Raw genomic sequence first — 26,037 nt, 5'->3', positions numbered from 1 at the left:
TACTACCTCGATTTCTTTGTAATCTATCAGAAAAGGACTATAATATAGATAGGAAGTAGGAGGGAGGAGAGGAAATGGCCTACATCGAAATGCAGCACTGTTACAAGCACTATACGAGTGGAGAGACAGAGATTTTCGCTAACCGGGATGTTTCCTTTGAGATTGAAAAAGGCGAGTTGGTCATTATTTTAGGGGCTTCAGGTGCTGGAAAATCAACGGTTCTCAATATCTTAGGAGGGATGGACACCAATGACGAGGGTCAGGTTCTGATTGATGGGGTGGATATTGCAAAGCTCAATGCCCATCAACGAACCAATTATCGACGAAATGATGTTGGTTTTGTCTTTCAATTTTATAATTTGGTCCCTAATTTGACAGCTAAGGAGAATGTTGAGTTGGCTTCAGAAATTGTCTCTGATGCTCTAGATCCGGAGGCTGTTTTAAGAGAAGTAGGACTTGGCAAACGTCTTCATAATTTTCCTGCTCAATTGTCAGGCGGCGAGCAACAACGGGTGGCGATCGCTCGGGCAGTGGCGAAAAATCCTAAAATCCTCCTTTGTGATGAGCCGACGGGAGCCTTGGATTACCAGACGGGTAAGCAAGTATTGGGGATTTTACAGGATATGTCTCGAAAAAAGGGAGCGACGGTCATCATCGTAACCCATAATGGTGCCCTAGCTCCGATTGCAGACCGTGTGATTCGCATGCATGATGCCAAGGTCAAGTCGGTAGAAATCAATGAGCTTCCTCAAGATATTGCTACACTAGAATATTAGAAGAGGTGGTAGCATGAAACGAAAAGTCTATTGGAAGGATCTATTTGCTTCCTTTACACATTCAAAAGGACGTTTTCTCTCCATCTTAACCTTGATGTTGTTGGGAAGCTTGGCCTTGGTTGGCTTAAAGGTGACTACTCCAAATATGCACCGAACGGCTAACCAGTTTATTCAGCAACAAAATATGCTAGATCTTGCTGTCATGGGGGACTTGGGATTAGACCAGGCAGACCAAGAGGAGCTTTTAGGACTCAAAGGGGCGCGTGTCGAATTTGGTTCCCTACTGGATCTGACAGTGAAAGGAACAGGAGAGGCGATTCGACTTTTTTCTCCTCCAAAAAGTCTTTCTTCTTTTCGTGTGACCAAGGGGCGCCTACCCCAAAAAGAAGGGGAACTGGCCCTAGCAAGTTTTTGGAAGGATCGCTATCAGATAGGGGATACCCTCACACTCGAAGAAAAGGCTGGAACGCGCTCTAGTTTAAAGCGAAAGCAATTCACCATTGTTGGATTTGTTCAATCCTCTGAGATGTGGTCTCAAAAAAATTTAGGCACTGCCATGAGTGGCAGTGGAAATCTAGATGCCTATGCACTAGTTTCAAAAGAGGTCTTTACGACCAAACTTCCTGTGATAGCGCGGATTCAGTTTGATGATCTGAAGTCTTTAGATTCTTTTTCGCAAGTCTACCAAAAAGGGCTCAAAGCTCATCAAGAAGAGTTAGAAAAACTTCTGAAAGACAATGGAAAGGCCCGCTATCAAAGACTCAAGCAGGAGGCGGATGGGCAGATTCAAAAAGGCCAGAAAGAACTCAGTCGTGCCAAGGAATCCCTCCAGTCAGCTAAAAATCAGATCGATCAGGCTCAAAAACAATTAGACTTGCAGGAGGCCCAGCTCAAGAAATTAGCTCCATTTCTGCCAGCTAAAGAGCAAGTAGCCAGTCAAGAAAAGCTCCATCAAGCCAAAGAACAACTGGATCAGAAAAAGAAGGACTGGACTACAGGTGAATCGGAGCTCGCAAAAAAAGAGGAGGAGCTGAAAAAAGCCCAAAGCGAGCGAGATCAGCTGGAAATCCCAACTTATCATGTCTATGACCGCAAGACCATGCCAGGTGGACAAGGTTACCTGATGTATAGCAATGCCAGTAGTAGTATCTCTGCTGTCGGAAATATTTTTCCAGTCGTTCTTTATCTTGTAGCTGCCATGGTGACCTTTACCACGATGACCCGCTTTGTCGATGAAGAGCGGACCAATGCAGGGATATTTAAGGCACTGGGCTATCGTACCAAGGATATCATTCTCAAATTTGTCCTCTATGGATTCTTTGCAGGGACGATCGGGACCCTACTAGGAACCCTGCTGGGCCATTATTTCCTATCGGGGATCATTTCCAACATTATTACGCAAGGGATGGTGATTGGAGAGAGCAGAGAGTATTTTTATGGGGATATGACTCTGATTGCGCTCGGACTGTCTTTCGTCGCGAGTGTGCTTCCGGCTTACTGGGTTTCGCGTAAGGAATTAAAAGAAGAAGCCAATCTTTTATTACTGCCCAAACCACCGGTATCTGGTTCGAAGATTTTCCTGGAGTGTCTCCATTTTATTTGGAAACGTCTGAGTTTCACCCACAAGGTCACTGTTCGTAATCTCTTTCGTTACAAACAACGGATGCTGATGACCATATTTGGAGTGGCAGGTTCTGTTGCTCTTCTCTTCGCAGGGCTAGGGATTCAATCTTCTGTAGGAGGGGTTCCCAAACGCCAATTTCAAGAGATCCTATCATATGAGTTGATTGTAGCCAAAAAAACGAATGCATCAAGCCAAGAAAGCAAGGAACTAACCAATCGTCTGGAAAAATCAGATATCAAAGATTATCGACCGATCTATAGTAAGGTCATCGAAGCATCTTTAAAGGGTGGACGCGACAAGCAGACCATTACGATGATGGTTACAAATCGTGCAGATTTTTCTCCCTTTGTCAGCTTGCGTTCTCTCAAGCAAGGAGAGCCCTTGTCTCTCAAGAAAGGGGTTATCATCAGTAGTAAACTAGCACAACTAGCCCGGGTTACAGTCGGTGATCGACTGACCTTAGATGGCCATACTTTTACGGTAGCAGGAATCACTGAAAATTATGTCGGCCATTTTGTCTATATGGATCAGGCAAGTTACCAAAAAATCTACGGAAAGCGGACTTCAGCAAATAGCTATTTGCTGCAGTTGAAAAATCCTTCTACACGACAAGTGCAGGCTGTTAGTCGGGATATGATGAATCTTGCAGCTGTGAAGGCGGTTAGTCAGAACGCTTCGATGATTTCCCTCTTTAACTCAGTTGCCAAATCTTTGGACACCACTATGATGATTCTAGTAGTCGTATCGATCTTGCTAGCTATCGTGATCTTGTATAATTTAACCAATATCAATGTGGCAGAGCGGATCCGTGAATTATCGACCATTAAGGTCTTAGGATTCCATAATAAGGAAGTGACGCTCTATATTTACCGCGAAACCATCTTATTGTCTATCATAGGGATCCTCATGGGATTAGTGGGTGGTTATTATCTTCATCAATTCCTCATTGCAATGATTGCACCAGATGCCATTCTCTTTTACCCTAAAGTGGGACTTAGCGTTTTTCTCTTTCCTGTCGGAGGAATGCTCCTTCTCTTGCTCCTGTTAGGAATTAATGTTGACCATTATCTCCGAAAAGTAGACATGCTCGAAGCTCTCAAATCAGTAGACTAAGATACAAAGAGTTGGAGGCGTGTTCGTTTATAAGATACAAAGCCCGTGGCTGATATCGTCCAATAAAGATCTCTATCCTTATTTTTCATTTCTGGTAGCATGGAATGTTCATAAAACTTTCACCTTTGGGTGGAAGTTTTTCTTCTCTTTGTTATAATGGAGAGAAGGAGAAGATCATGACTAAAATTGCTTTACTTTCAGATATTCATGGAAATACGACAGCATTGGAAGCTGTCCTAGAGGATAGTCGAAAAGCCAAGGTGGATGAATATTGGCTCTTGGGAGATAGTTTGATGCCGGGGACAGGGAGACGGGCCCTCTTGGAGCTGTTAGAGGAGCTACCGATTACGGTCAAAGTCCTTGGAAACTGGGAAGATAGTCTTTGGCGGGCTATGAGGGGGATGTTGGATGAGACCAGACCCAGTCATCGCTACCTCATGCGCCAGTGTCAATATATTCTGGAAGAAATCACGCCCCAGGAAATTGAAGACATGCAGAAAATGCCCATGCAGGTCCATAGAGAAATCGCAGGTTTAAAGATCGGCATTACCCACCACTTACCTGATAAGAATTGGGGTCGCGAATTGATCCACATTGGTGAGCAGAAGGATTTTGATCGCTTGGTGACAAACCCGTCTTGTGATATTGCAGTCTACGGACACATTCACCAGCAGTTTTTCCGCTACGGGACAGGAGGAGAACTGATTATCAATCCTGGATCGATCGGTCAACCTTTCTTTTTGGAAAAGAATCTTCGCAAGGACCTTCGGGCCATGTATGCTATTCTTGAATTTGATCAAACGGGGCTAAAAGATATCGATTTTAAACGGGTGGATTATGATGTGCAAAAAGAACTCCAACTGGCAAAAGACCTCCATCTTCCTTATTACCAAGTATATTATGAAAGTTTGGTCAATGGCATTCATCATACCCACAATCATGAGCTCCTTCATGAAATTGAGCAGAGAGAAGGTCATGATCGAGAAATCGATGCTTGGCTAGAGGACTTCTTCCAATAGTGTAACTGTTGACATTACAACTGAAAAGAGTATAATAGGAATAACGAAAGTCGTCCCTTGACGGTTGTTCAATAGACTCTACCTTCAAAAACGGGTAGAAAGGAGTGAAGTTATGCAAATTTCGAGTCGCTTTACCATTGGGACTCATGTCTTGATCATGATTGCTCTACAAGGAGAGAAAACAAAAGTAACCAGTGATTTTTTGGCAGGAAGTGTCGGCGTGAACCCTGTTATTATTCGAAAGACCTTGTCTCAGTTGAAGAAAGCTGGATTGATTCATGTAGCGCGTGGGACAGGCGGAGCTGAGCTCGCAAAAGCAGCCGATGAGATCAGCCTGCTGGATATCTATCAAGCAGTAGAATGCTTAGGTTCGACAGGTCAATTATTTGGTTTTCATGACAATCCGAATCCAGCCTGCCCAATTGGCCACAATATCCATAATGTTTTAGATGGAAAGCTTGAGGACATTCAGACTGCTATGGAAAAAGAAATGTCCCAAACCACTTTAAAAGACGTCGTAGAAGATACGCAGAAAAGAATGAAACTCGAATCGGTTTCATAAGAAAAAAGAGAGTGGGACAGAAATCGGTAATTCGTTAGAATTCGATTTCGTCGTCCCACCTCCGCACAGTTGAGTAGGGCTGTAAAAGCTGATGAAATCAGCGTAGTAGAGCCCACTCAACCACTGCGTCTTGCTCGACAATCCAAAGATAATTAAGAGGCTAGGACTTTTGTCCCAGCCTCATTTTTTATAGTTATTAACGAAACAAGATGTTTGTTATATATTGAAAAGACTAAAGGATTAGTCAAAGTAAAGTAAGTCTTTGCTGGTTTCAGTGAAGAGTCCAAATCCGTCTTTTGTGACGTACCCACAATCTTCGATACGAACACCGACTTTACCTGGAATATAGATTCCTGGTTCGACTGAGAAGCACATGCCTTCTTCAAGCACCATGTCATTTCCTTCCATAATAGAAGGGAATTCATGCACGTCCATTCCGATACCGTGTCCGAGGCGGTGGTTGAAGTACTCACCATAGCCAGCTTTTTCAATGACGCTCCGTGCAGCACGGTCGACGTCGTGTGCTGTTACACCTGGTTTGATCATGTCAATGGCTGCTTGTTGAGCTTCTAACGTCAAGTGGTAGATTTCTTTTTTGAAATCATCCGGTTTCCCAACAGCAACAGTTCGAGTCATATCAGACGCATAACCATTCACCATACAGCCAAGGTCAAATAGCAAGAGAGCATCGTTTTCGACTTTGTTGCTTCCAGGAATTCCGTGTGGGTTAGCTGCATTATTTCCAGTCAAGACCATGGTTTCAAAGCTCATTTCATAACCCAAGCGTTTGATACCAAAGTCGATTTCTGCTACGATATCAGTTTCAGTTTTATCTAGTGAGATGGCGTCGAATCCCATATTGACAGCCTTATCTGCATATTGACCAGCCACCAACATTTTTTGGATCTCATCAGCAGATTTGATCAAGCGCATCCGGTTAATCCGTGGTGTCAAGTTGGTGAATTGAGCCTTTTCAAAGACAGTACGCAAGCCATTGTATTTGGTCAGGATCAAGTTATCATATTCAAGTGCAACGGTTTTAGCATCTGGTTTTGCGATAGCCCCTTTAATCTTTTCCCAAGGGTTTTCAGAATCCACATAGCCAACCACTTGGAAATCGACAACTGCAGTCGCCCGTTCCACTTCAAGTGCAGGAACGAAGAGAAGTGGTTCGTGGTCAGTGTAGACGAACAAGAAGAGTTGACGTTCGTGGGGATCACTGTAAAATCCAGTCAGGTAATTGATGGTGACAGGATCGGATACAACAGCGACATCTGTTTTTTCAGTTTCAAGAAAATCGACGATTTGATCTAATTTAGACATAATGCTACCTTCTTTCTATGGATCTATTTTGTCAAATTTTCCCCAAAAAAGCAAGAGTTTACAAAATTTTACCAAAATGCTTGAAAGTGTTTACAATAAGTGATAAAATAGGATTAATTAGAGAGTGAAAACGAAATTTTCAACAATGAAAGGAAATCTTATGAATACAGACGATACAGTAACAATTTATGATGTCGCCCGTGAAGCAGGGGTTTCAATGGCAACCGTTAGTCGTGTAGTAAATGGGAATAAAAACGTTAAAGAAAATACACGTAAAAAAGTTTTAGAAGTGATCGAACGCTTGGATTACCGTCCAAATGCTGTTGCGCGTGGTCTTGCTAGCAAGAAAACAACAACAGTCGGTGTTGTGATTCCAAACATCACGAACAGCTATTTCTCTACCTTGGCTAAAGGGATTGATGACATTGCGGAAATGTACAAGTACAACATCGTCCTTGCAAATAGCGATGAAGACGATGACAAAGAAGTTTCAGTAGTAAACAATCTCTTTTCAAAACAAGTGGATGGAATCATTTTCATGGGCTATCACTTGACAGAAAAGATTCGCTCAGAGTTTTCACGCTCTCGGACGCCAGTCGTCCTTGCTGGGACAGTCGATGTAGAACACCAATTACCAAGTGTCAATATCGACTACAAGCAAGCGACCGTTGATGCTGTTACACAGTTGGCAAAACACAACAAGAAAATTGCTTTTGTAAGTGGTCCATTGGTGGACGATATTAATGGAAAAATTCGTTTGTCAGGCTATAAGGAAGCTTTGAAAGCGAAAAAATTGAGCTATAGCGAAGGGCTTGTGTTTGAATCGAAATACCGTTATGATGAAGGTTACAACTTGGCAGAACGCATCATTGCGTCAAAAGCAACAGCTGCTTTTGTGACAGGTGATGAATTGGCTGCAGGTCTCTTGAATGGCTTGTCTGATCATGGTATCAAAGTACCAGAAGACTTTGAAATCATTACTAGTGATGATTCACAAGTAACACGTTACACTCGTCCAAATCTATCAACGATTGGCCAACCCTTGTATGACCTTGGTGCGATTAGTATGCGTATGTTGACCAAGATCATGCACAAAGAAGAGTTGGAAGAACGCGAAGTGTTGTTGTCTCATACGATCAACCAACGTGGAACGACCAAAAAATAAGGATTAGTAGACTAGAGTCTCGACATGGGAAGACGTGTCTACTAGTCTGAGAGGTTAGAACAAAATTGTTCTAGCCTCTTTTTTATACTGCAAACAGGTAGAGACTTGCTGGGCACTCTTTATTTCGGTATAATAGAAGGTATGAAAGTTTTACTGTATTTAGAAGGAAAATCCGTATTACAAAAATCAGGAATTGGTCGAGCCTTGCAGCACCAAATGCATGCGCTTGATTTGGCTGGGATTCCGTATACGACAGATATTTTAGGAGATTATGATGTGGTGCATATCAATACCTATGGCCCACGGAGTTTCCTTTTGCTCCATGCAGCAAAACGTCGTGGAAAGAAAGTTATCATGCATGGTCATTCAACCCGTGAGGATTTTGAAAATTCCTTTATCGGGTCGAACTTTTTTGCGCCCTTGTTTGGAAAGTATCTGGCTCACATGTACCAAAAGGCAGACTATGTGATCACGCCATCTGAGTATTCCAAGCACCTGATTCAGTCTTATGGGGTGACAACTCCGATTATTGCGGTCTCCAATGGGATTGATTTGGAAAAATACAAGAAGGATCCGAAAAAAGAAGAAGTCTTTCGCAAGCATTTTAATATCCAAGAAGGCCAAAAAGTTGTTATCTGTGCGGGGCTGTATTTTAAACGCAAAGGGATTGAAGATTTCGTAGAAGTGGCCCGTCGCATGCCCGATGTGCGCTTTATTTGGCTTGGATCGATTAACAAATGGATCATTCCACGTAAGATTCGTCGTATAGTGGAAAAGGATCATCCTAGTAATGTGGAATTCCCTGGCTATTTCAAGGGAGCGGTCTTCCAAGGGGCTATGACGGGTTCAGATGCTTTCTTCTTCCCATCTTATGAAGAAACGGAAGGAATCGTTGTTTTAGAAGCCTTGGCTAGTCATCAGCATACGGTCTTGCGGGACATTCCCGTATATAATGGCTGGATCGACGAGAGCTCATCTGAATTGTGCCACAATGTGGATGAATTTGTGAATTCCTTGAACAAGGTCTTGAACGGACAAGTAGATAAGCGGGAGGCTGGCTACAAGGTTGCTGAGAGTCGTTCGATCGACTTAGTGGCTCATCAATTGGTCGAAGCCTATCAAACAGTTTTGGAGATGTAAGATGCGTGTAGGATTATTTACAGATACCTATTTCCCGCAAGTTTCGGGAGTGGCGACCAGCATTCGGACGCTCAAAACAGAATTAGAAAAATTAGGTCACACGGTCTTTATCTTTACGACAACGGATAAAGATGTGAACCGCTATGAAGATTGGCAAATTATTCGGATTCCAAGTGTGCCTTTCTTCGCCTTTAAGGACCGCCGGGTTGCTTATCGTGGTTTTTCAAAGGCACTTGCCATTGCCAAGCAATACCAGTTGGATATTATCCATACCCAGACTGAGTTTTCACTAGGCCTTTTGGGAGTTTGGATTGGACGTGAATTGCGGATTCCAGTCATTCATACCTACCATACCCAGTATGAGGACTATGTCCGCTATATTGCGAGAGGCATGGTCATTCGCCCAAGTATGGTCAAATACATTGTGAGAAGTTATATGAATGATCTGGACGGCGTCATCTGCCCAAGCGAGATCGTCTATGACTTGCTCCAAAAGTACAAGGTCAAGGCAGAAAAACGCATTATTCCGACAGGGATTGATTTGGCCAAGTTTGACCGGCCAGAAATCACTCCGACAGAGACAGCGGCTCTTCGTGAAAAATATGAAGTAGCAGAAGATGAAACGCTTTTATTGAGCCTGTCGCGGGTCTCTTATGAAAAAAATATTCAGGCTGTCATTTCGGCCCTTCCTGATGTCCTTCAGGTCAATTCGAAAGTTAAGTTGATTGTGGCTGGGGATGGACCTTATTTGGATGATCTGAAAAAACAAGCGGCGAAACTTGGCGTATCAGATGCTATTGTCTTTACAGGGATGATCCCGCCAAATGAGACAGCACTCTACTATAAGGCGGCTGACTTCTTTATTTCAGCTTCAACGAGTGAGACGCAAGGTCTGACCTATTTAGAGAGTATTGCGAGTGGTACCCCGATCATCGCTCATGGCAATCCTTATCTCGATCATGTGATTGATGACCCTATGTTTGGGAAACTCTTTTATGAGGAGAGCGATCTGGCCCAAGCGATTCTTGAAGCGATTGACGAGATGCCTGCAATCGACGAGACCAAGTGGGCAGAAAAGATCGATGATATTTCTGCTGCAACCTTCGGCCGTCGAGTCTATGAATTTTATCTGGATAAAATCATCTCTAAAGACTTCTCAAATGACTTGAACCCAGAACAAAGTCGGGTTAAGCGAATGTCCAAGACCATTGTGAAAATCCCAACCAAAGTCATTGCTCTTCCGGTTAATGGATCTGTGAAGATAATGAAGGCGTCTGTCAAACAGGTGAAGAAAATCCGTAAAATTACGCATTTCTTTGATTGAAAATGAAACTTTCTCTTGCAAAATTTTTCAATCGTGCTATAATAACTGACAGAGACATATCAAATCTAGGAAATCTGATAGAGAGCGCGTGGAGCTGGAAATCGCGTAGAGGATAGATTTGGGACTACTCGAGATACTTTTTATGCAAACATAAAACGGTGGCTACGTTAGAGCCAATCAGAGGTGTCCCTCTTTTTTGAGGAACATAAATGAAGGTGGAACCACGTTGCGACGTCCTTTCGAGGAGGTCGCTTTTTTGATTTCTTGATCAAGAAATCTAAAGGGGTGACGATTCCAATGTTCAAAGACACCTCTCAGCCATTTAGCTACTAAAAACTTTATAAGGAGAAAATCATGATTCAAATTACTTTCCCAGATGGCGCTGTTCGTGAATTCGAATCTGGCGTTACAACTTTTGACATTGCTCAATCCATCAGCAATTCTTTGGCTAAAAAAGCTCTTGCTGGTAAATTCAACGGCAAATTGATTGACACCACTCGTGCTATCACTGAAGATGGAAGCATCGAAATTGTGACACCTGATCACGAAGATGCTCTTCCAATCTTGCGTCACTCAGCAGCTCACTTGTTCGCTCAAGCAGCTCGTCGCCTCTTCCCTGATATTCACTTGGGTGTCGGTCCAGCCATCGAAGATGGTTTCTACTACGATACAGACAACCAAGCTGGTCAAATCTCTAACGAAGACCTTCCTCGTATCGAAGAAGAAATGAAGAAAATCGTTAAAGAAAACTTCCCATCTATTCGTGAAGAAGTGACTAAAGATGAAGCGCGTGAAATCTTTAAAAATGATCCATACAAATTGGAATTGATCGAAGAACACTCTGAAGATGAAGGTGGTTTGACCATCTACCGTCAAGGTGAATACGTTGACCTTTGCCGTGGCCCACACGTCCCATCAACTGGTCGTATCCAAATCTTCCACCTTTTGAATGTGGCAGGTGCGTACTGGCGTGGAAATAGCGACAATGCGATGATGCAACGGATCTACGGTACTGCTTGGTTCGACAAGAAAGACTTGAAGAACTACCTTCAAATGCGTGAAGAAGCTAAAGAGCGTGACCACCGTAAACTTGGGAAAGAGCTTGATTTGTTCATGATTTCTCAAGAAGTTGGTCAAGGGCTTCCCTTCTGGTTGCCAAATGGTGCGACCATCCGTCGTGAGTTGGAACGCTACATCGTAGACAAGGAAGTCGCTGCGGGCTACCAACACGTCTACACTCCACCAATTGCTTCTGTAGAACTTTATAAGACGTCAGGTCACTGGGATCACTACCGTGAAGACATGTTCCCACCAATGGATATGGGGGATGGAGAAGAGTTTGTTCTTCGTCCAATGAACTGTCCTCACCACATCGAAGTTTACAAACACCATGTTCACTCTTACCGCGAATTGCCAATCCGTATCGCTGAAATCGGTATGATGCACCGTTATGAAAAATCTGGTGCCCTTACAGGACTTCAACGTGTGCGTGAAATGTCTCTGAATGATGGTCATACCTTTGTGGCTCCAGAACAAATCGAGGAAGAATTCAAGAAGATCCTTCAATTGATCATCGATGTGTATGAAGATTTTAACTTGACAGATTACCGTTTCCGCTTGTCTTACCGTGATCCTGAAGACAAACACAAATACTTTGATAACGATGAAATGTGGGAAAATGCTCAACGCATGTTGAAAGCAGCCGTTGATGATATGGGTGTTGAGTACTATGAAGCTGAAGGGGAAGCAGCCTTCTACGGACCAAAATTGGATATCCAAGTGAAAACAGCTCTTGGTAAAGAAGAAACTCTTTCAACTATCCAATTGGACTTCTTGCTTCCAGAACGATTTGATCTTCATTACATTGGAGCAGACGGGGAAGAACACCGTCCAGTCATGATCCACCGTGGGGTAATCTCAACCATGGAACGCTTTACTGCGATCTTGATTGAAAACTACAAGGGAGCTTTCCCAACCTGGCTTGCGCCACACCAAGTAACTCTCATCCCAGTATCTAACGAAAAACACGTGGACTATGCTTGGGAAGTGGCTAAGAAACTCCGTGACCGTGGGGTTCGTGCTGATGTGGATGAACGCAATGAAAAAATGCAGTTCAAGATTCGTGCTTCTCAAACTCAAAAAATTCCTTACCAATTGATCGTTGGGGACAAGGAAATGGAAGAGCAGGCTGTAAACGTTCGCCGTTATGGTCAAAAAGAAACAGAAACCATGCCGGTAGATGCATTTGTAGAATTGATTCTTACAGATATTGCAAATAAATCTCGTGTTGAGAAATAAAACGATCACAGTCTGGGAAACATTTTTCAGTAAGAAAAAGCAACAACTATTTCAGTTGTTGCTTTTTTATATTTTATTTAACCTGAGCTAGTATCGTAATTGGTCAAACCACCACAAATGGAATTTTCATCAACATCCGTTTCTATCCACCAACTTTTGGATATAAGATCTCTTCCCAAGATTTACTTCCATGAGTTAGATAAGTTGACTATCCTCAATCCTTGTCTGCTTCATTTTCTTTTACGAGGTCATCTTGTGAATCTTTTTCAGAGAGTTTTTGATCGATATACTTGTCAATGTTTTCATAAAATTCCTTGGTCATCTCACTATCTAATTTTTGCGAATTATGGACTTGATTGACTTTCAATTGAACAGATTCAATACCGTAAGAGGCTTGTTTTTGGCGAATGGTTTCTAATTCTTCTTCTGAAATCGGATCTCCAACAACCGTCAAGACCAATTCATTTTTCTTTGACTTGTAAACTTGATTAATGACCGTATAATTGGAGAACTCTTTTCCTACGAACTGTTTGATCTCTTGTTTTCGTTTTTCATTCATCGTCAGAGTGACTGCTGAATAGCTGGCTGGAAGAACCAATAATACAATCAAGGATATCAAGCCAATTTTCATTTTAATGTTTAGCTCTTTAAATGAACTTAAGGCAGATTTTTTCATCATAATTTTTGTTCCAACAATGTTGGTTAGCATGATAAAGACACAGTTGATCGAAAAAAGATAAAGAGCCCCAAATAAAAATCGTACATTTCCACTAGCTAAGCCATAACCCGCAGTGCAGATAGGTGGCATCAGAGCTGTTGCGATGGCTACTCCTGGTACGATATTGTTTGCTTCTTTTTTCCTTGAACCAATGACACCTGCTATCCCACCCGCAATAGCAATGAGAACATCCCAAATGGTTGGAGAGGTTCGTGCAATCAACTGGCTACTTGCATAAGATAAGGGAGAAATCCAGAAATACAGAGCCGATACAAGCAAACTGACCAATACTTGAGTAAATAAAACCTTTAGAGATTGCTCGATTAAACGCGTATCAAAAATAGCTAAACCAAACCCCAGTCCAGCAATCGGTGTCATAAGAGGGGAAATCAGCATAGCTCCAATAACGACAGCTGTTGAATTCATATTTAGGCCTATAGAGGCAATAAAAATCGAACACATTAAAATCAATATATTACTTAATCGAACATGAAGGTCATCATATAATTTCTCACGGTATTCCCTTGTTGAATAGTTTCCGGTCATTGGTTACTCCTTTTATTTCATATAATTTTGTTTCTGCATGGATGATGGTAGAGAGACTTTTTTCCAATCTTACATATTTTTAATCCTCATCTGTCATTCTATTGAAGATTATCCTTTAAATATCCATCAGTCCATCCAACATACTATATCAAGAATTTTACGATCTTTCAAGGAAGAAATTTTTGTATCCTTATCCGAAGAAGAAAAACGATATCTCCTCTGAAAGTAGATACCGTTTTAATGTTTAAACATGATGAGTTTGTAGCAGCAATCCTAGCTAATATCGCCAACAAATCACGTGTTGAGAAATAATGAAAAAATAAAAAGATTGAGGATAAAACAATCTAAAAAACCTTCCTTAGGTGAGTAAGAACGTCAGCGAACTTCTATGAAGTTCCAAAACTCCCGAGTGAGAGTGGGACAGAAGTTTTAGTCTCTCAATTGTCTTTGGATTATCGAGCAAGACGCAGTGGTTGAGTGGGCTCTACTACGCTGATTTCATCAGCTTTTACAGCCCTACTCAACTGTGCGGAGGTGGGACGACGAAATCGAATTCTAACGAATGACCGATTTCTGTCCCACTCTCATTTTTCTCACGACGGAAAGTTTTTAATAAATGATTCATTCCTTCTAGCAAGTAGGAAATTAACTTTTTTTAGAATCACTCAAGTGATTTTATCTTCTACATAACATTCGTTTTTTCTGAGACTGAGATTTTAACTTCTCGGTCTGTTTTACCCTTTCTTATTGGAAAGTCCAGCAATTGAGGCTCCACATTTCTTCATAAGTTTGATATAATAAGAAAATAGAGATTGATTAGGAAAAGAAGCATTAGAAACAGGTATGTAAGATGAAAAAAATATTAGTAGTTGATGATGAAAAACCAATTTCAGATATTATCAAATTTAACATGGCAAAAGAGGGCTATGAAGTCTTGACAGCCTTTGATGGCCGGGAAGCTTTGGAAGTCTTTGCGGCTGAGAATCCGGATATTATTATTCTAGATTTGATGTTGCCAGAGATTGATGGTCTGGAAGTGGCGCGTACCATTCGCAAGACCAGCAATGTGCCCATCATTGTCCTATCTGCTAAAGATACGGAATTTGATAAGGTGATCGGTCTTGAAATTGGGGCAGATGACTATGTAACCAAACCCTTCTCTAATCGGGAATTGCAAGCGCGTGTGAAAGCCTTGTTACGTCGTTCCGAGTTTGCGGCTGATCCTCAGCTTGAAAATGAGGCCGATACGGAAATTATCATTGGTGATCTTCACATTCTTCCAGATGCTTTCTTGGTTCAAAAGGCCAACAAAGAATTGGACTTGACCCATCGTGAGTTTGAATTGCTCTATCACCTTGCGACCCATGTCGGTCAAGTCATGACCCGTGAGCACCTTCTTGAGACGGTGTGGGGCTATGATTACTTTGGTGATGTTCGGACGGTGGATGTGACGGTTCGTCGTTTGCGTGAAAAAATCGAGGACACACCGGGACGTCCAGAATATATCTTGACCCGCCGTGGTGTCGGATATTATATGAGAAACAATGATTGATCTAATAAAACAATTTGTCATGTCGTCGAACTTTGTCTTTGTTCTGATTACGGTTGGGTTTATCATTGTGGTTGCCTTGCTTCTCCTAGAAAACCGTAGGGACAATATCAAGCTCCGACAACTAAACGCCAAAATTAAAGATCTGATTGCTGGGGATTACTCTGAAGTGGTTGACATGCAAGGAAGTCCAGAGCTGACCGATATGACCAACAGTATCAATGATCTATCTGAGGTCATTCGTCTGACGCATGAAAACTTAGAGCAGGAAACCAAGCGGCTGACTAGTATTCTAGCCTATATGACAGATGGAGTGCTTGCGACCAATAGACGGGGTCAGATCATCATGGTCAATGAAATGGCAGCCAAGCAATTGAATGTCAATCCGGACGAGGTTCTCAATACCAGTATTCTTGATTTGCTTTCGCTTGGAGACGACTATGATTTGCGAAGCTTGATTACTGAAGTACCAGAGTTAACCATCGATTCCCAGGATGAAAATGGGGAGTACTTAAGCCTTCGTGTGCGCTTTGCCTTGATTCGTCGCGAATCAGGTTTTATCTCTGGTCTGGTAGCTGTCTTGCACGATACGACAGAACAGGACAAGGAAGAACGGGAACGTCGCCTCTTTGTCTCCAATGTGAGTCATGAACTGCGAACACCTTTGACCAGTGTGAAATCCTATCTGGAAGCCCTAGATGATGGCGCTTTGTCAGAGCCGGTGGCACCAGATTTTGTCAAGGTTTCACTCAATGAAACCAACCGCATGATGCGCATGGTCACAGATCTTTTGAGCTTGTCACGAATCGATAATGAAACCAGTCAGTTGGACATCGAGTTGACCAACTTTACGGCCTTTATTACCTTTATTTTAAACCGGTTTGATAAGATCAAGAGTCAATCGCAAGAAGATACTAAGAAGTATGAACTGATCCGGGAATACCCGATCACCCCGATCTGGGTTGAAATTGATACGGATAAAATGACCCAGGTGATCGACAATATCTTGAACAATGCCATCAAGTACTCACCTGACGGTGGAAAGATCAAGGTAGGGATGAAAACGACAGATGCCCAGTTGATTATCTCCATCTCAGATGAGGGCTTGGGGATTCCAAAGAAAGACTTGCCTCGCATTTTTGATCGCTTTTACCGAGTGGATAAGGCACGTAGCCGGGCCCAAGGTGGGACTGGTCTGGGCTTAGCCATTGCTAAGGAGATCGTTAAGCAACACAAAGGCTTTATTTGGGCCAAGAGTGAATATGGTAAGGGATCTACCTTTACCATTGTCTTGCCGTACGACAAAGATGCGATTAAAGACGACTGGGATACAGAAGAGGAAGAATAAGGAGTCAATGACAGAAGAGGGATTTAAGTACAGTATTTTAGCTTCAGGTTCTAGTGGAAATTCTTTCTACCTTGAGACACCAAAGAAAAAACTGCTCATTGATGCAGGGCTATCAGGGAAAAAGATTACGGGACTATTGGCTGAAATTGATCGCAAACCAGAAGATTTAGATGCCATTCTGATTACGCACGAACACTCAGACCATATCCATGGTGTGGGTGTTTTAGCGCGGAAATATGGGATGGATCTCTATGCTAATGAAGCCACTTGGAAGGCCATGGAAGGCACCAAGTATCTAGGCAAGGTCGATGATGCTCAAAAACATATCTTTGAGATGGGCAAAACCAAGACATTTGGTGATATCGATATCGAAAGTTTTGGGGTTAGTCACGATGCAGCTGCCCCTCAATTCTATCGCTTTATGAAGGATGGCAAGAGCTTTGTTATGCTGACGGATACGGGCTATGTGAGTGATCGCTTAGCAGGAATCGTCGCAGATGCAGATGGCTATCTGATTGAGTCCAACCATGATGTAGAAATTCTTCGAGCAGGATCGTATGCTTGGCGTTTGAAGCAAAGGATCTTGTCTGACCTAGGCCACCTTTCTAATGAAGATGGGGCAGATGCCATGATCCGGACCTTGGGAAATCGCACCAAGAAGATTTATCTGGGGCATTTGTCAAAGGAGAACAATATCAAAGAATTGGCCCATATGACCATGGAGAACCAACTGGCCAGAGCAGATCTAGCAGTCGGTCATGATTTTGAGGTGCTGGATACATCACCAGACACCGCGACCCCTTTGACGAAGATATAAGATAGAGAACCACCTGCGGGTGGTTTTTTTTATTTCTGATTAAAATCCCTTCATCTACTAATGAATTTGCTCTTTGCCCTAAATTTGTGTATGATAAGAAAGAGCGAATTCTGAATGAGAGTCACGTTTTGTACAATCAAAGAAGTGGAGAAATGAAAAATGAAAAAGATGATGTTATTACTGGCAAGTTTAGTTGCTTTAACAGCTTGTAGTCAGTCTAAGCAAGATACGAAAGAGTCAACCTCCACTCAAACGGCGAAGGAAACTAAAGTATCAGAGTCTTCTAAAGAAGAAAAAGAATTGAAATTTGTGGTTGCACCTCAGTATGAAGGTAAAACATCTGAGCTAATTGAGTTAGGAAAAAAATTGGTCAAGGAACATCCTGAACTCGGAAGTGAAGGTAATATGGCGCTCTACTTCACGGGAGCTATTTCTGAAGGAAGAGCAGCGCTCATGTTGGTCAATAAGACAGATGTAAATATCAAGAAAGATTTAAATTTTTCAATTACGTGGTCTTATGATGGCAAGACTATTTTTAAGAATCAAAAGGTTAGCTATTTCATCAAAGATAGTGGAGAATTACCCTCTCATACAGCAACTATGATATTATTACCATTGAACGAGGAGCAAATGGCGATTGTCGATGGAATGTCAGACCCCTCTAAGATGACACTTCAAATGTCAGATGTGAACGCTGTAGAGTGATTACGAAAAAAGAAACATACAAAGGAGAAGAAAATGCGCCTTGTTTATCTTACGATTGGTTTTATATCATTGGGACTAGGAATTATTGGGATTCCTTTGCCTATTTTACCGACAACACCCTTTTTACTCTTATCTATGGCTTGCTTTGCCAAAAGTTCCAAACGCTTTGAAACTTGGCTTTACCAAACCAAGCTTTATCAAACCTATGTAGCGGATTATCGAGAGACCAAATCGATTGCCAAAGAACGGAAAAAATGGATCCTTCTTCAGATCTACATTCTGATGGGCATTTCCATTTATCTAGCACCGATTATTTGGGTGAAGCTTGCTTTAGGGGCTTTGACGATTTTTATCACCTTTTATCTCTTAAAAGTGATCCCCAATAAGCCGGAAAATCAAACAGACGAAGATCCTGATTAAAAATGGAGAAATCAGGCCATAGAACTAGGAAAAGAAGTGCGTTCGTGCTTCTTTTTTGGTATACTTAAAGGTATGAATTTATTAGAAAGTAGGCTTCCTATGGAGAAATTACAAGCCCTGTTATCGGAACGGTTTCAGATCGTTTTTTCAGATAGCAGTTTATTAGATACAGCTTTCACACACACCTCTTATGCAAATGAGCACCGTCTCTTAAAAATTTCACATAACGAACGTTTGGAATTTTTAGGAGACGCTGTTCTTCAATTAGTTATTTCCGAATATTTGTACAAGGAACACCCAAACAGACCTGAGGGAGATTTGTCTAAATTCCGTTCCATGATTGTCCGTGAAGAAAGTTTGGCTGGTTTTTCTCGGGATTGCCAATTTGATCGTTATATCAAACTAGGCAAAGGCGAAGAAAAATCAGGCGGTCGGGACCGCGATACGATTCTTGGCGATTTATTTGAAGCCTTTTTAGGTGCCTTGCTCTTAGATCAAGGTGTGGAAGCGGTCAAGCGCTTTGTCTATCAGGTTATGATTCCCAAGGTGGAAACGGGTCAATTTTCCCAAGTTATTGACTACAAGACCCGTTTGCAAGAACTGTTGCAGGTTCACGGGGATGTGGAGATCCAGTACCAAGTGGTCAGCGAGTCCGGCCCTGCTCATGCAAAGGAGTTTGAAGTGGAAGTGTTCGTGAACGGTAAAACCCTAGGGCACGGCCATGGTCGCTCCAAGAAATTAGCGGAACAGGAAGCAGCCCGCAATGCAGTTGAAACGAGGAATGATGGGCCATGTATCTAAAAGAGATTGAAATCCAAGGCTTTAAATCCTTTGCGGATAAGACAAAAGTCGTATTTGACAAAGGGGTTACTGCTGTTGTAGGGCCTAATGGATCTGGAAAATCAAATATCACGGAGAGCTTGCGCTGGGCCTTAGGAGAATCCAGTGTCAAGAGTCTGCGTGGGGGCAAGATGCCCGATGTCATCTTTGCAGGGACAGAATCGCGTAAACCTCTGAATTATGCTTGTGTAACGGTTGTCTTGGATAACCAGGGTGGTTTTATCCAACAGGCAGGTAAAGAAATTCGGGTCGAACGCCATATTTATCGCTCGGGAGACAGCGAGTATAAGATCGATGGTAAGAAGGTGCGTCTCAGAGATGTGCATGATTTGTTCATGGATACGGGATTGGGACGGGATTCCTTCTCTATTATCTCCCAAGGTCGGGTAGAGGAGATCTTTAACTCCAAACCGGAAGAACGCAGGGCTATCTTTGAAGAAGCTGCTGGTGTCTTGAAATTTAAGACACGGCGCAAGGAAACCGAGACCAAACTCAACCAAACCCAGGAGAATTTGGACCGTCTAGAGGACATCCTCTATGAATTAGAAGGACAAATCCAACCTCTTGAAAAGCAAGCGACGGTTGCTCGTCGTTTCTTGGAATTAGACCAAGAACGCCAGGTTCTCTTACTGAACGTTTTGGTCGCTCAAGTCGATCTGACAAAGGACCTTTATGAAAAGGCTGACCAAGAAGAGAAAGCCATTCAAGAACAGTTGGCCTCTTATTACCAACGTCGTCAGATTTTAGAAGAAGATAACCTCCGTATTAAGAAAGCCCGCCATCAGTTGGATGCGAGCTTGGCTGAGGACCAGGCGAGCTTGCTAGAGGTCACTCGTTTGATCAGTGATTTGGAAAAGCAAATCGAAGTCGCTAAGTTGCAATCGAGTCAGGCAGCCCATAGTCGCAAGGAAAATCTAGAGCGACTGGATGCTGTTTTGGCCCGTCTGGAAGAAGCGAAAGAAGAGCTGGCTCAAAAGCAAGAGACGCTAGCAACTCTTCAACAAAGACTGATAGAGAACCGTCAGCAACAAGAAGAGTTGGAAAAAGAATTAGCCAACTATGAAGAAGATCCGGAACAAGTCATTGAGCATCTACGTGAGCAGTATGTGAAGCTCTTACAGACAGAAGCCGAAAAATCTAATGAGCGGACAGCGATTGAGAGCCGAATTCAAGCGCTCCTACAAGAATCTAGTCATCGTCAAGAGGACTTGATCAAGGCGCAATCCAATTTTGAAGCTGCCAAGGAAAAAGAAGTTCGACAATTGGAAGAGTTGGATCAGGCACAAGCGACGGTCAAAGGTCTATTAACAGAATACCAAGATCAATTGGTAAAAGTGGATCAGGCCAAAGCTGCCTACCAAGAGGCTCAAACGGCTATGTTTGACTTGATGGATGAGAGCAAAAACAAACGGGCACGGATCAATAGCTTGGAAGCCATTCAGAAGAACCATAGTAACTTCTATGCAGGCGTCAAGAGCGTCTTACAAGAAGCAGAACGTCTAGGAGGCATCTGTGGGGCTGTTAGTGAGAATTTGAGCTTCTCAAAAGACTACCAGACAGCGCTTGAAATTGCTCTGGGGGCTAGTAGCCAACAGATCATTGTCGAGGATGAAAAGGCGGCAACGCGAGCGATTGACTTCTTGAAACGCAATCGTTTGGGACGGGCAACTTTCCTCCCGCTAACGACAATCAAAGCTCGTCAACTTTCTCCTCGTAATCTGGAGTTGATTCAAACCAGTCCAGGATTTCTAGGAATTGCGAGTGACTTGGTGACCTATGAGCATCGTTTTGAACAGATTTTTCAAAACTTGCTTGGAGTAACGGCCATCTTTGACACGACAGAACATGCGCGTGAGGCGGCTCGTACAGTCAACTATCAAGTTCGGATGGTAACCCTGGATGGGACCGAATTGCGGACCGGAGGATCGTATGCCGGTGGTGCCAATCGCTCCCAAAATACGGTCTTTGTCAAACCAGAATTAGATAGTTTAAAACAGGAAATGCAAGCTCTGGATGCTCGTTTGAGAGAAGCAGAGCAGGAGGTCGAGACCAAGGACAATCTGCTTAAGCAAGCGCAAGAATACTTGGCCTCTATTCAAAGCCAGGGTGAGCAAGCGCGTCTGGAGCAACAGAGGGCCCAATTGGCTTACCAACAAAGCCAAGAACAACTGCAAGAAATTCAGGAACTCTTGGAAGCTTTGAAGTCAGAATTGGCAACAGATGCGACCCAAACTCTCCAAGAAGAGCTGGAGTCCCTTACTGAGCAATTGGCAGCGATTGAGCTTCATAAAGAAAACTTGAACCGCGACATTGAAACCATGAAGTCGGACAAAGATGTTCTGCAACAAAAGGTACAAAACCTGCAAGAACAATTGGCAGAATTGCGACTCCAACAGACGGAATATAAGAGCCAACAAAGCTACGAACAAACAGATGCTCGTCGCTTGGAAGAAACGATCTCCCAGTTGGAAGTAGAAGAGCATCAGTTGCAATTACTGATTGAACAAGGCGATGCCCAAGTTCAGACAGTGGATGTGGAGCAGCTATCCAATCAATTGACACAAGCGCAAGCCAAGAAGACAGATTTGGAACAAGGAGTCATTCGGAAACGTTTTGAGCTGGATGATTTGGAAGGCCAGGCCGAAGATGTGGCAGAACAGATGGAACAAGCGCGCAAGAAAAACGAAGAGTGGATTCGCCAACAAGCCAAGGCTGAAGCAACACGTGAAAAGCATGCGGATCGCTTGAACAAGCTCTTAACGCAAATTACCGATGAATTTATGCAAAGCTTTGACCAAGCCAAAGAGCAGGCCAAACCTGTTGAAAATCTTGCAGCAGCTGAAAGTCAGCTCAAGAGCATCGAAAAAGATATTAAGGCACTGGGACCAGTCAATGTGGATGCGATCGAGCAGTACGATGAGGTGAAAGGGCGCTTTGATTTCCTTTCTAGCCAGCGGGAGGATGTCTTGGCTGCGAAAAACATGCTTCTGTCGACCATCAACGATATGAATGACGAAGTCAAGGAACGCTTTAAATCAACCTTTGAAGCCATTCGTGAATCCTTTAAAGTCACTTTCCGTCAAATGTTTGGTGGGGGTTCTGCTGATTTGATTCTGACAGAGCAGGATCTTCTGACAGCTGGTGTTGAGATTTCTGTGCAGCCACCTGGTAAAAAGATCCAATCCTTAAACCTCATGAGTGGTGGAGAAAAGGCCTTGTCTGCCTTGGCCCTCTTGTTCTCGATTATTCGTGTCAAGACTATTCCATTTGTCATTCTGGATGAGGTAGAGGCAGCCCTGGATGAAGCCAATGTCAAGCGTTTTGGAGACTACCTCAACCGCTTTGATAAGGAAAGCCAATTTATCGTCGTGACGCACCGGAAGGGAACCATGTCAGCTGCAGATTCTATCTATGGGGTGACTATGCAGGAATCTGGGGTTTCTAAAATCGTCTCAGTAAAATTGAAAGACTTAGAAAATGAAGAATAATGATATTAAATTGATTGCTACGGACATGGATGGAACCTTTCTAAATGACCAACATCAGTACGATCAAGAACGATTAGGAAAGGTATTAGCCAGCTGCAAAGAAAAAGGCATTTATTTTGCTGCTGCGAGTGGCCGTGCCCTCCTTTCTCTCAAATCCCTCTTTAAAGGATTTGAGGACCAAATGATTTTCATTGCTGAAAATGGTAGTGTGGTAGAATTTCATGGAGAAGATCTCTACGAAGCGACCATGTCCAAAGACTTTTATTTGGGTGTTTTTGAAGCTCTAAAATCTTCCCCTTATGCAGACCCCAATAAATTGCTTTTGACAGGGAAAAAAGGGAGCTATGTCCTAGAAACAGTGGATCCTGACTATCTTGCCTTGAGTCAACACTATAATGAAAATATTCAAAAAGTGAAGAGTTTAGTCGATATTCAAGATGAAATCTTCAAAATGACCACCAACTTCGATGCAGCTCTTGTTCTTGAAGGAGAGCAATGGGTCACTGAGAATGTCCCAGGTGTCAAAGCGATGACGACAGGCTTTGAATCGATTGATATTGTCCTCGATTATGTCGATAAGGGAGTGGCGATTACTGCCTTAGCGGATAAACTAGGGATCACGATGGATCAGGTGATGGCTTTTGGGGATAACCTAAATGACCTCCATATGATGCAAGTCGTGGGCCATCCTGTAGCGCCAGAAAATGCACGTCCTGAAATCTTAGCGATTGCTGAAACAGTCATCGGCCACCATGAGACGGGTTCTGTCCTACGCTATATGGAGGAAATCCTATGAGTCAGATTGCCTTGATTGCGCTGGATTTAGATGGGACCCTTCTCAATTCTGAAAAAAAGATCTCTCCTCGCAATAGAGCAGCCCTTTCTGCTGCACAGGCCAAAGGTGTCAAGGTGGTTCTAACCACTGGTCGCCCCTTGAAAGCTATGGATTTTCTTTTGGAAGAATTGGGAACAGCAGGCCTCAAAGAAGAGTATACAATTACTTTCAACGGTGGCTTGGTGCAGAGAAATAATGGAGAGATCCTCTCAAAAGTTGTCTTGGCAGCAGAAGATGTTGCAACCATTCATGATGAAACAGCTCGTCTCGGCCTTCCGCTGGATGCGATCAGTGAGGGAACGGTTTATGAGATTCATTCAGAGCGAAAGTCTCTCTATTCCCTTTACAATCCCTACCTGAACTTTATTGATACAGATTTTAAAGACCTGCCATCTACGTTATCCTACAACAAGTGTGTGACAGCCGTTGATCAAGACTTTTTAGATACGGTGATCAAGCAGATCAGGCCGGACTTATTTCAAGACTATGAAATTTTTAAATCTAGGGAAATGTTGTTGGAATGGTGCCCCAAAAATGTTCATAAGGCAACGGGCTTAGAGGCACTGGCTTCTATTTTGGGTCTTGAGGCAGATCAAGTCATGGCCTGTGGAGATGAAGCCAATGACCTGTCAATGATCCAGTGGGCTGGACTAGGGGTTGCTATGGGTAATGCGGTCCCGGCAGTGAAAGAGGTGGCGGCACTTGTTGCACCCGTGACCAATGACCAAGATGCTGTCGCATGGGCGATTGAAAATTATGTGTTAAAGGAGAGTGAATAAATGGGATTATTTGATCGATTATTTGGAAAGAAAGAAGAAGCTGAAAAAGTGCTTCCGTCTTCTGAAGAAGTGACGGAAAGTAATGAGGTTGAAGAAACTGTCAAAGAGGAGCCAGTGGCTACCTTAAATGACAAGGAAGAGCAAAAAATCGCTGATATGGAGGCTTATTACCAAGAGCTCAAAGCGCGAATTGCAGCTACTCATCAGGTCACTCAAGAAGAGCCATCAGAGGAGCCTCTTGTTGAAGAAATTGGAACTTCAGAGACTTATGAAGACCAAGCACCTGTAGAGGAGTCTCCGGTTGTCTTTGAACCTGCTCAAACACAAGAAACTCCTGAAGAAGCTTCACCTGTAGCTGATGAAACGGAAACTGAGCCTCTTGAAGAAGTGAAATCTGAAGCGGAAGAAACTGAACATGTTGAAGAAGCAGATGAGATTGATGTTATAAAACTGGAAGAAGAGTCACCATCACCTGACGCTGAGCCAGTAGAAGTGAGCACGACAGAAGTGAAGGTTCCAGAACCGGAAGCATCAGAAGCGATCGCTCAAGTAGAGGAAACTTCAGAAGTAGCGGAAGCCGAGTCCAGACTTCCTGAAGGAGAAGCTGCATCAGCCGTTGAGGAAAGAATTGTTGAAGAGGCAGAGGAGCCGATTCAAGACGAGGTCGCACCTCAGCAAGAAACTATTCAGGAAAAATATGATCGTAGCTTGAAAAAGACACGGACTGGATTTGGCGCACGTCTCAATGCCTTCTTTGCGAATTTCCGTTCAGTCGATGAAGAATTCTTTGAAGAATTGGAAGAACTCTTGATCATGAGTGACGTTGGGGTTCAAGTTGCCTCTAATTTAACCGAAGAGTTGCGCTATGAGGCCCGTTTGGAAAATGCTAAAAAACCAGATGCTCTCAAGCGCGTGATTATCGAAAAATTGGTAGACTTGTATGAAAAGGATGGCCAATTTAATGAAGCCATTCGTTTTCAAGATGGCCTCACGGTTATGCTCTTTGTCGGAGTAAATGGAGTTGGTAAAACAACCTCTATCGGGAAGTTAGCCCACCGATACAAACAAGAAGGCAAGAAAGTCATGTTGGTTGCAGCAGATACCTTCCGTGCAGGAGCAGTGGCTCAACTGGCAGAATGGGGGCGCCGAGTAGATGTTCCAGTTGTGACAGGTCCTGAAAAATCAGATCCTGCTAGTGTCGTCTTCGATGGAATGGAACGCGCGATTGCTGAAAATATCGATGTTCTGATGATTGATACGGCAGGTCGTCTGCAAAACAAGGATAACCTCATGGCCGAGCTTGAAAAAATCGGCCGGATTATCAAGCGAGTGGTGCCTGATGCACCGCATGAAACCTTGCTGGCTCTTGATGCTTCAACTGGTCAAAATGCCTTGGTGCAAGCCAAAGAGTTTTCAAAAATTACGCCTGTGACAGGGATTGTCTTGACCAAGATCGATGGAACGGCTCGAGGTGGGGTTGTTCTTGCGATCCGTGAAGAATTGGACATCCCGGTGAAGTTGATTGGATTTGGAGAAAAGATTGATGACATCGGACCATTCCATTCAGAAAACTTCATGAGAGGTCTCTTGGAAGGCTTGATTTAAGAGTCAAATAGAAAAAGACAAATTGTTTAAAAGACAATTTGTC

20 protein-coding genes and 1 pseudogene are annotated in these 26,037 nt (G+C 43.1%); 19 read left to right on the top strand and 2 right to left on the bottom strand.

Annotated features, from left to right (window positions below):
* The first annotated feature begins 74 nt into the window (after positions 1-74).
* From QM351_RS04635 to QM351_RS04620, 4 genes are all read left to right on the top strand, one after another.
* A complete protein-coding gene (locus QM351_RS04635) occupies positions 75-776 on the top strand; it encodes an ABC transporter ATP-binding protein (RefSeq protein WP_368397926.1) in 702 nt (233 codons plus the stop codon).
* Positions 777-789: 13 nt separating this feature from the next.
* Positions 790-3,513 carry an FtsX-like permease family protein gene (locus QM351_RS04630; protein ID WP_414326755.1) on the top strand — a complete coding sequence of 908 codons (2,724 nt, stop codon included), beginning with the start codon at positions 790-792 and terminating at the stop codon, positions 3,511-3,513.
* A gap of 176 nt (positions 3,514-3,689) precedes the next feature.
* A complete protein-coding gene (locus tag QM351_RS04625; protein WP_414326754.1) occupies positions 3,690-4,532 on the top strand; it encodes a metallophosphoesterase family protein in 843 nt (280 codons plus the stop codon).
* Between the two features lie 112 nt (positions 4,533-4,644).
* Positions 4,645-5,094: an Rrf2 family transcriptional regulator gene (locus QM351_RS04620; RefSeq protein WP_031576605.1), complete on the top strand. Its 450-nt coding sequence runs from the start codon at positions 4,645-4,647 to the stop codon at positions 5,092-5,094.
* A gap of 240 nt (positions 5,095-5,334) precedes the next feature.
* On the opposite strand, the gene QM351_RS04615 is transcribed toward QM351_RS04620, so the two are convergent.
* Positions 5,335-6,417 carry a M24 family metallopeptidase gene (locus QM351_RS04615; RefSeq protein WP_003005548.1) on the bottom strand — a complete coding sequence of 361 codons (1,083 nt, stop codon included), beginning with the start codon at positions 6,415-6,417 and terminating at the stop codon, positions 5,335-5,337.
* A 160-nt stretch (positions 6,418-6,577) separates the two neighbouring features.
* Between QM351_RS04615 and ccpA the strand changes: the two genes are divergently transcribed.
* From ccpA to thrS, 5 genes and pseudogenes are all read left to right on the top strand, one after another.
* Positions 6,578-7,582: a catabolite control protein A gene (gene ccpA / locus QM351_RS04610; protein WP_003015564.1), complete on the top strand. Its 1,005-nt coding sequence runs from the start codon at positions 6,578-6,580 to the stop codon at positions 7,580-7,582.
* 141 nt (positions 7,583-7,723) lie between these two features.
* On the top strand, positions 7,724-8,722 hold the full coding sequence (locus QM351_RS04605; protein ID WP_414326751.1) for a glycosyltransferase family 4 protein: 999 nt from the start codon (positions 7,724-7,726) through the stop codon (positions 8,720-8,722).
* 1 nt (position 8,723) lies between these two features.
* Positions 8,724-10,046 (top strand): glycosyltransferase family 4 protein, encoded by a 1,323-nt coding sequence (locus QM351_RS04600; RefSeq protein ID WP_414326749.1) that lies wholly within the window; start codon positions 8,724-8,726, stop codon positions 10,044-10,046.
* A gap of 137 nt (positions 10,047-10,183) precedes the next feature.
* Positions 10,184-10,314 (top strand): annotated as a pseudogene (locus QM351_RS04595) (AAA family ATPase); the annotation flags it as partial.
* 86 nt (positions 10,315-10,400) lie between these two features.
* Entirely contained in the window at positions 10,401-12,344 is a 1,944-nt protein-coding gene (gene thrS / locus QM351_RS04590; protein WP_414326747.1) for a threonine--tRNA ligase, read from the top strand.
* 214 nt (positions 12,345-12,558) lie between these two features.
* Here thrS and QM351_RS04585 read toward each other — a convergent pair whose 3' ends face one another.
* Complete coding sequence (locus QM351_RS04585) at positions 12,559-13,608, bottom strand: DUF389 domain-containing protein (RefSeq protein ID WP_414326745.1); 1,050 nt, start codon at positions 13,606-13,608, stop codon at positions 12,559-12,561.
* Between the two features lie 850 nt (positions 13,609-14,458).
* Here QM351_RS04585 and yycF point away from each other — a divergent pair.
* The 10 genes from yycF (at position 14,459) to ftsY (ending at position 25,994) form a co-directional block, all read left to right on the top strand.
* Positions 14,459-15,160 (top strand): response regulator YycF, encoded by a 702-nt coding sequence (gene yycF, locus QM351_RS04580; RefSeq protein ID WP_414326743.1) that lies wholly within the window; start codon positions 14,459-14,461, stop codon positions 15,158-15,160.
* A complete protein-coding gene (vicK, locus tag QM351_RS04575; protein ID WP_195424568.1) occupies positions 15,153-16,505 on the top strand; it encodes a cell wall metabolism sensor histidine kinase VicK in 1,353 nt (450 codons plus the stop codon). Before yycF ends, vicK begins: the two co-directional genes overlap by 8 nt.
* A 7-nt stretch (positions 16,506-16,512) precedes the next feature.
* Complete coding sequence (locus tag QM351_RS04570) at positions 16,513-17,322, top strand: MBL fold metallo-hydrolase (protein WP_023918725.1); 810 nt, start codon at positions 16,513-16,515, stop codon at positions 17,320-17,322.
* A 159-nt stretch (positions 17,323-17,481) separates the two neighbouring features.
* Complete coding sequence (locus tag QM351_RS04565) at positions 17,482-18,027, top strand: hypothetical protein (protein ID WP_414326741.1); 546 nt, start codon at positions 17,482-17,484, stop codon at positions 18,025-18,027.
* A gap of 33 nt (positions 18,028-18,060) precedes the next feature.
* Complete coding sequence (locus QM351_RS04560; RefSeq protein ID WP_061591308.1) at positions 18,061-18,447, top strand: YbaN family protein; 387 nt, start codon at positions 18,061-18,063, stop codon at positions 18,445-18,447.
* Positions 18,448-18,546: 99 nt separating this feature from the next.
* The gene (rnc, locus tag QM351_RS04555; protein ID WP_009731415.1) at positions 18,547-19,248 is read left to right on the top strand and encodes a ribonuclease III; all 702 of its coding nucleotides are present in this window, start codon (positions 18,547-18,549) and stop codon (positions 19,246-19,248) included.
* Positions 19,239-22,775 carry a chromosome segregation protein SMC gene (gene smc / locus QM351_RS04550; RefSeq protein ID WP_414326738.1) on the top strand — a complete coding sequence of 1,179 codons (3,537 nt, stop codon included), beginning with the start codon at positions 19,239-19,241 and terminating at the stop codon, positions 22,773-22,775. Before rnc ends, smc begins: the two co-directional genes overlap by 10 nt.
* Positions 22,765-23,571, top strand: a complete 807-nt coding sequence (locus QM351_RS04545; RefSeq protein ID WP_009731413.1) for a Cof-type HAD-IIB family hydrolase — start codon at positions 22,765-22,767, stop codon at positions 23,569-23,571. Before smc ends, QM351_RS04545 begins: the two co-directional genes overlap by 11 nt.
* Entirely contained in the window at positions 23,568-24,389 is an 822-nt protein-coding gene (locus QM351_RS04540; protein WP_009731412.1) for a Cof-type HAD-IIB family hydrolase, read from the top strand. The genes QM351_RS04545 and QM351_RS04540 overlap by 4 nt, the downstream gene beginning before the upstream one ends.
* A complete protein-coding gene (gene ftsY / locus QM351_RS04535; RefSeq protein WP_009731411.1) occupies positions 24,390-25,994 on the top strand; it encodes a signal recognition particle-docking protein FtsY in 1,605 nt (534 codons plus the stop codon).
* The last annotated feature ends 43 nt before the right edge of the window (positions 25,995-26,037 follow it).

It is taken from the genome of Streptococcus parasanguinis (assembly GCF_047465465.1).
GTDB lineage: Bacteria > Bacillota > Bacilli > Lactobacillales > Streptococcaceae > Streptococcus > Streptococcus parasanguinis_AI.
This window is presented reverse-complemented; position numbering and strand designations above follow the sequence as displayed.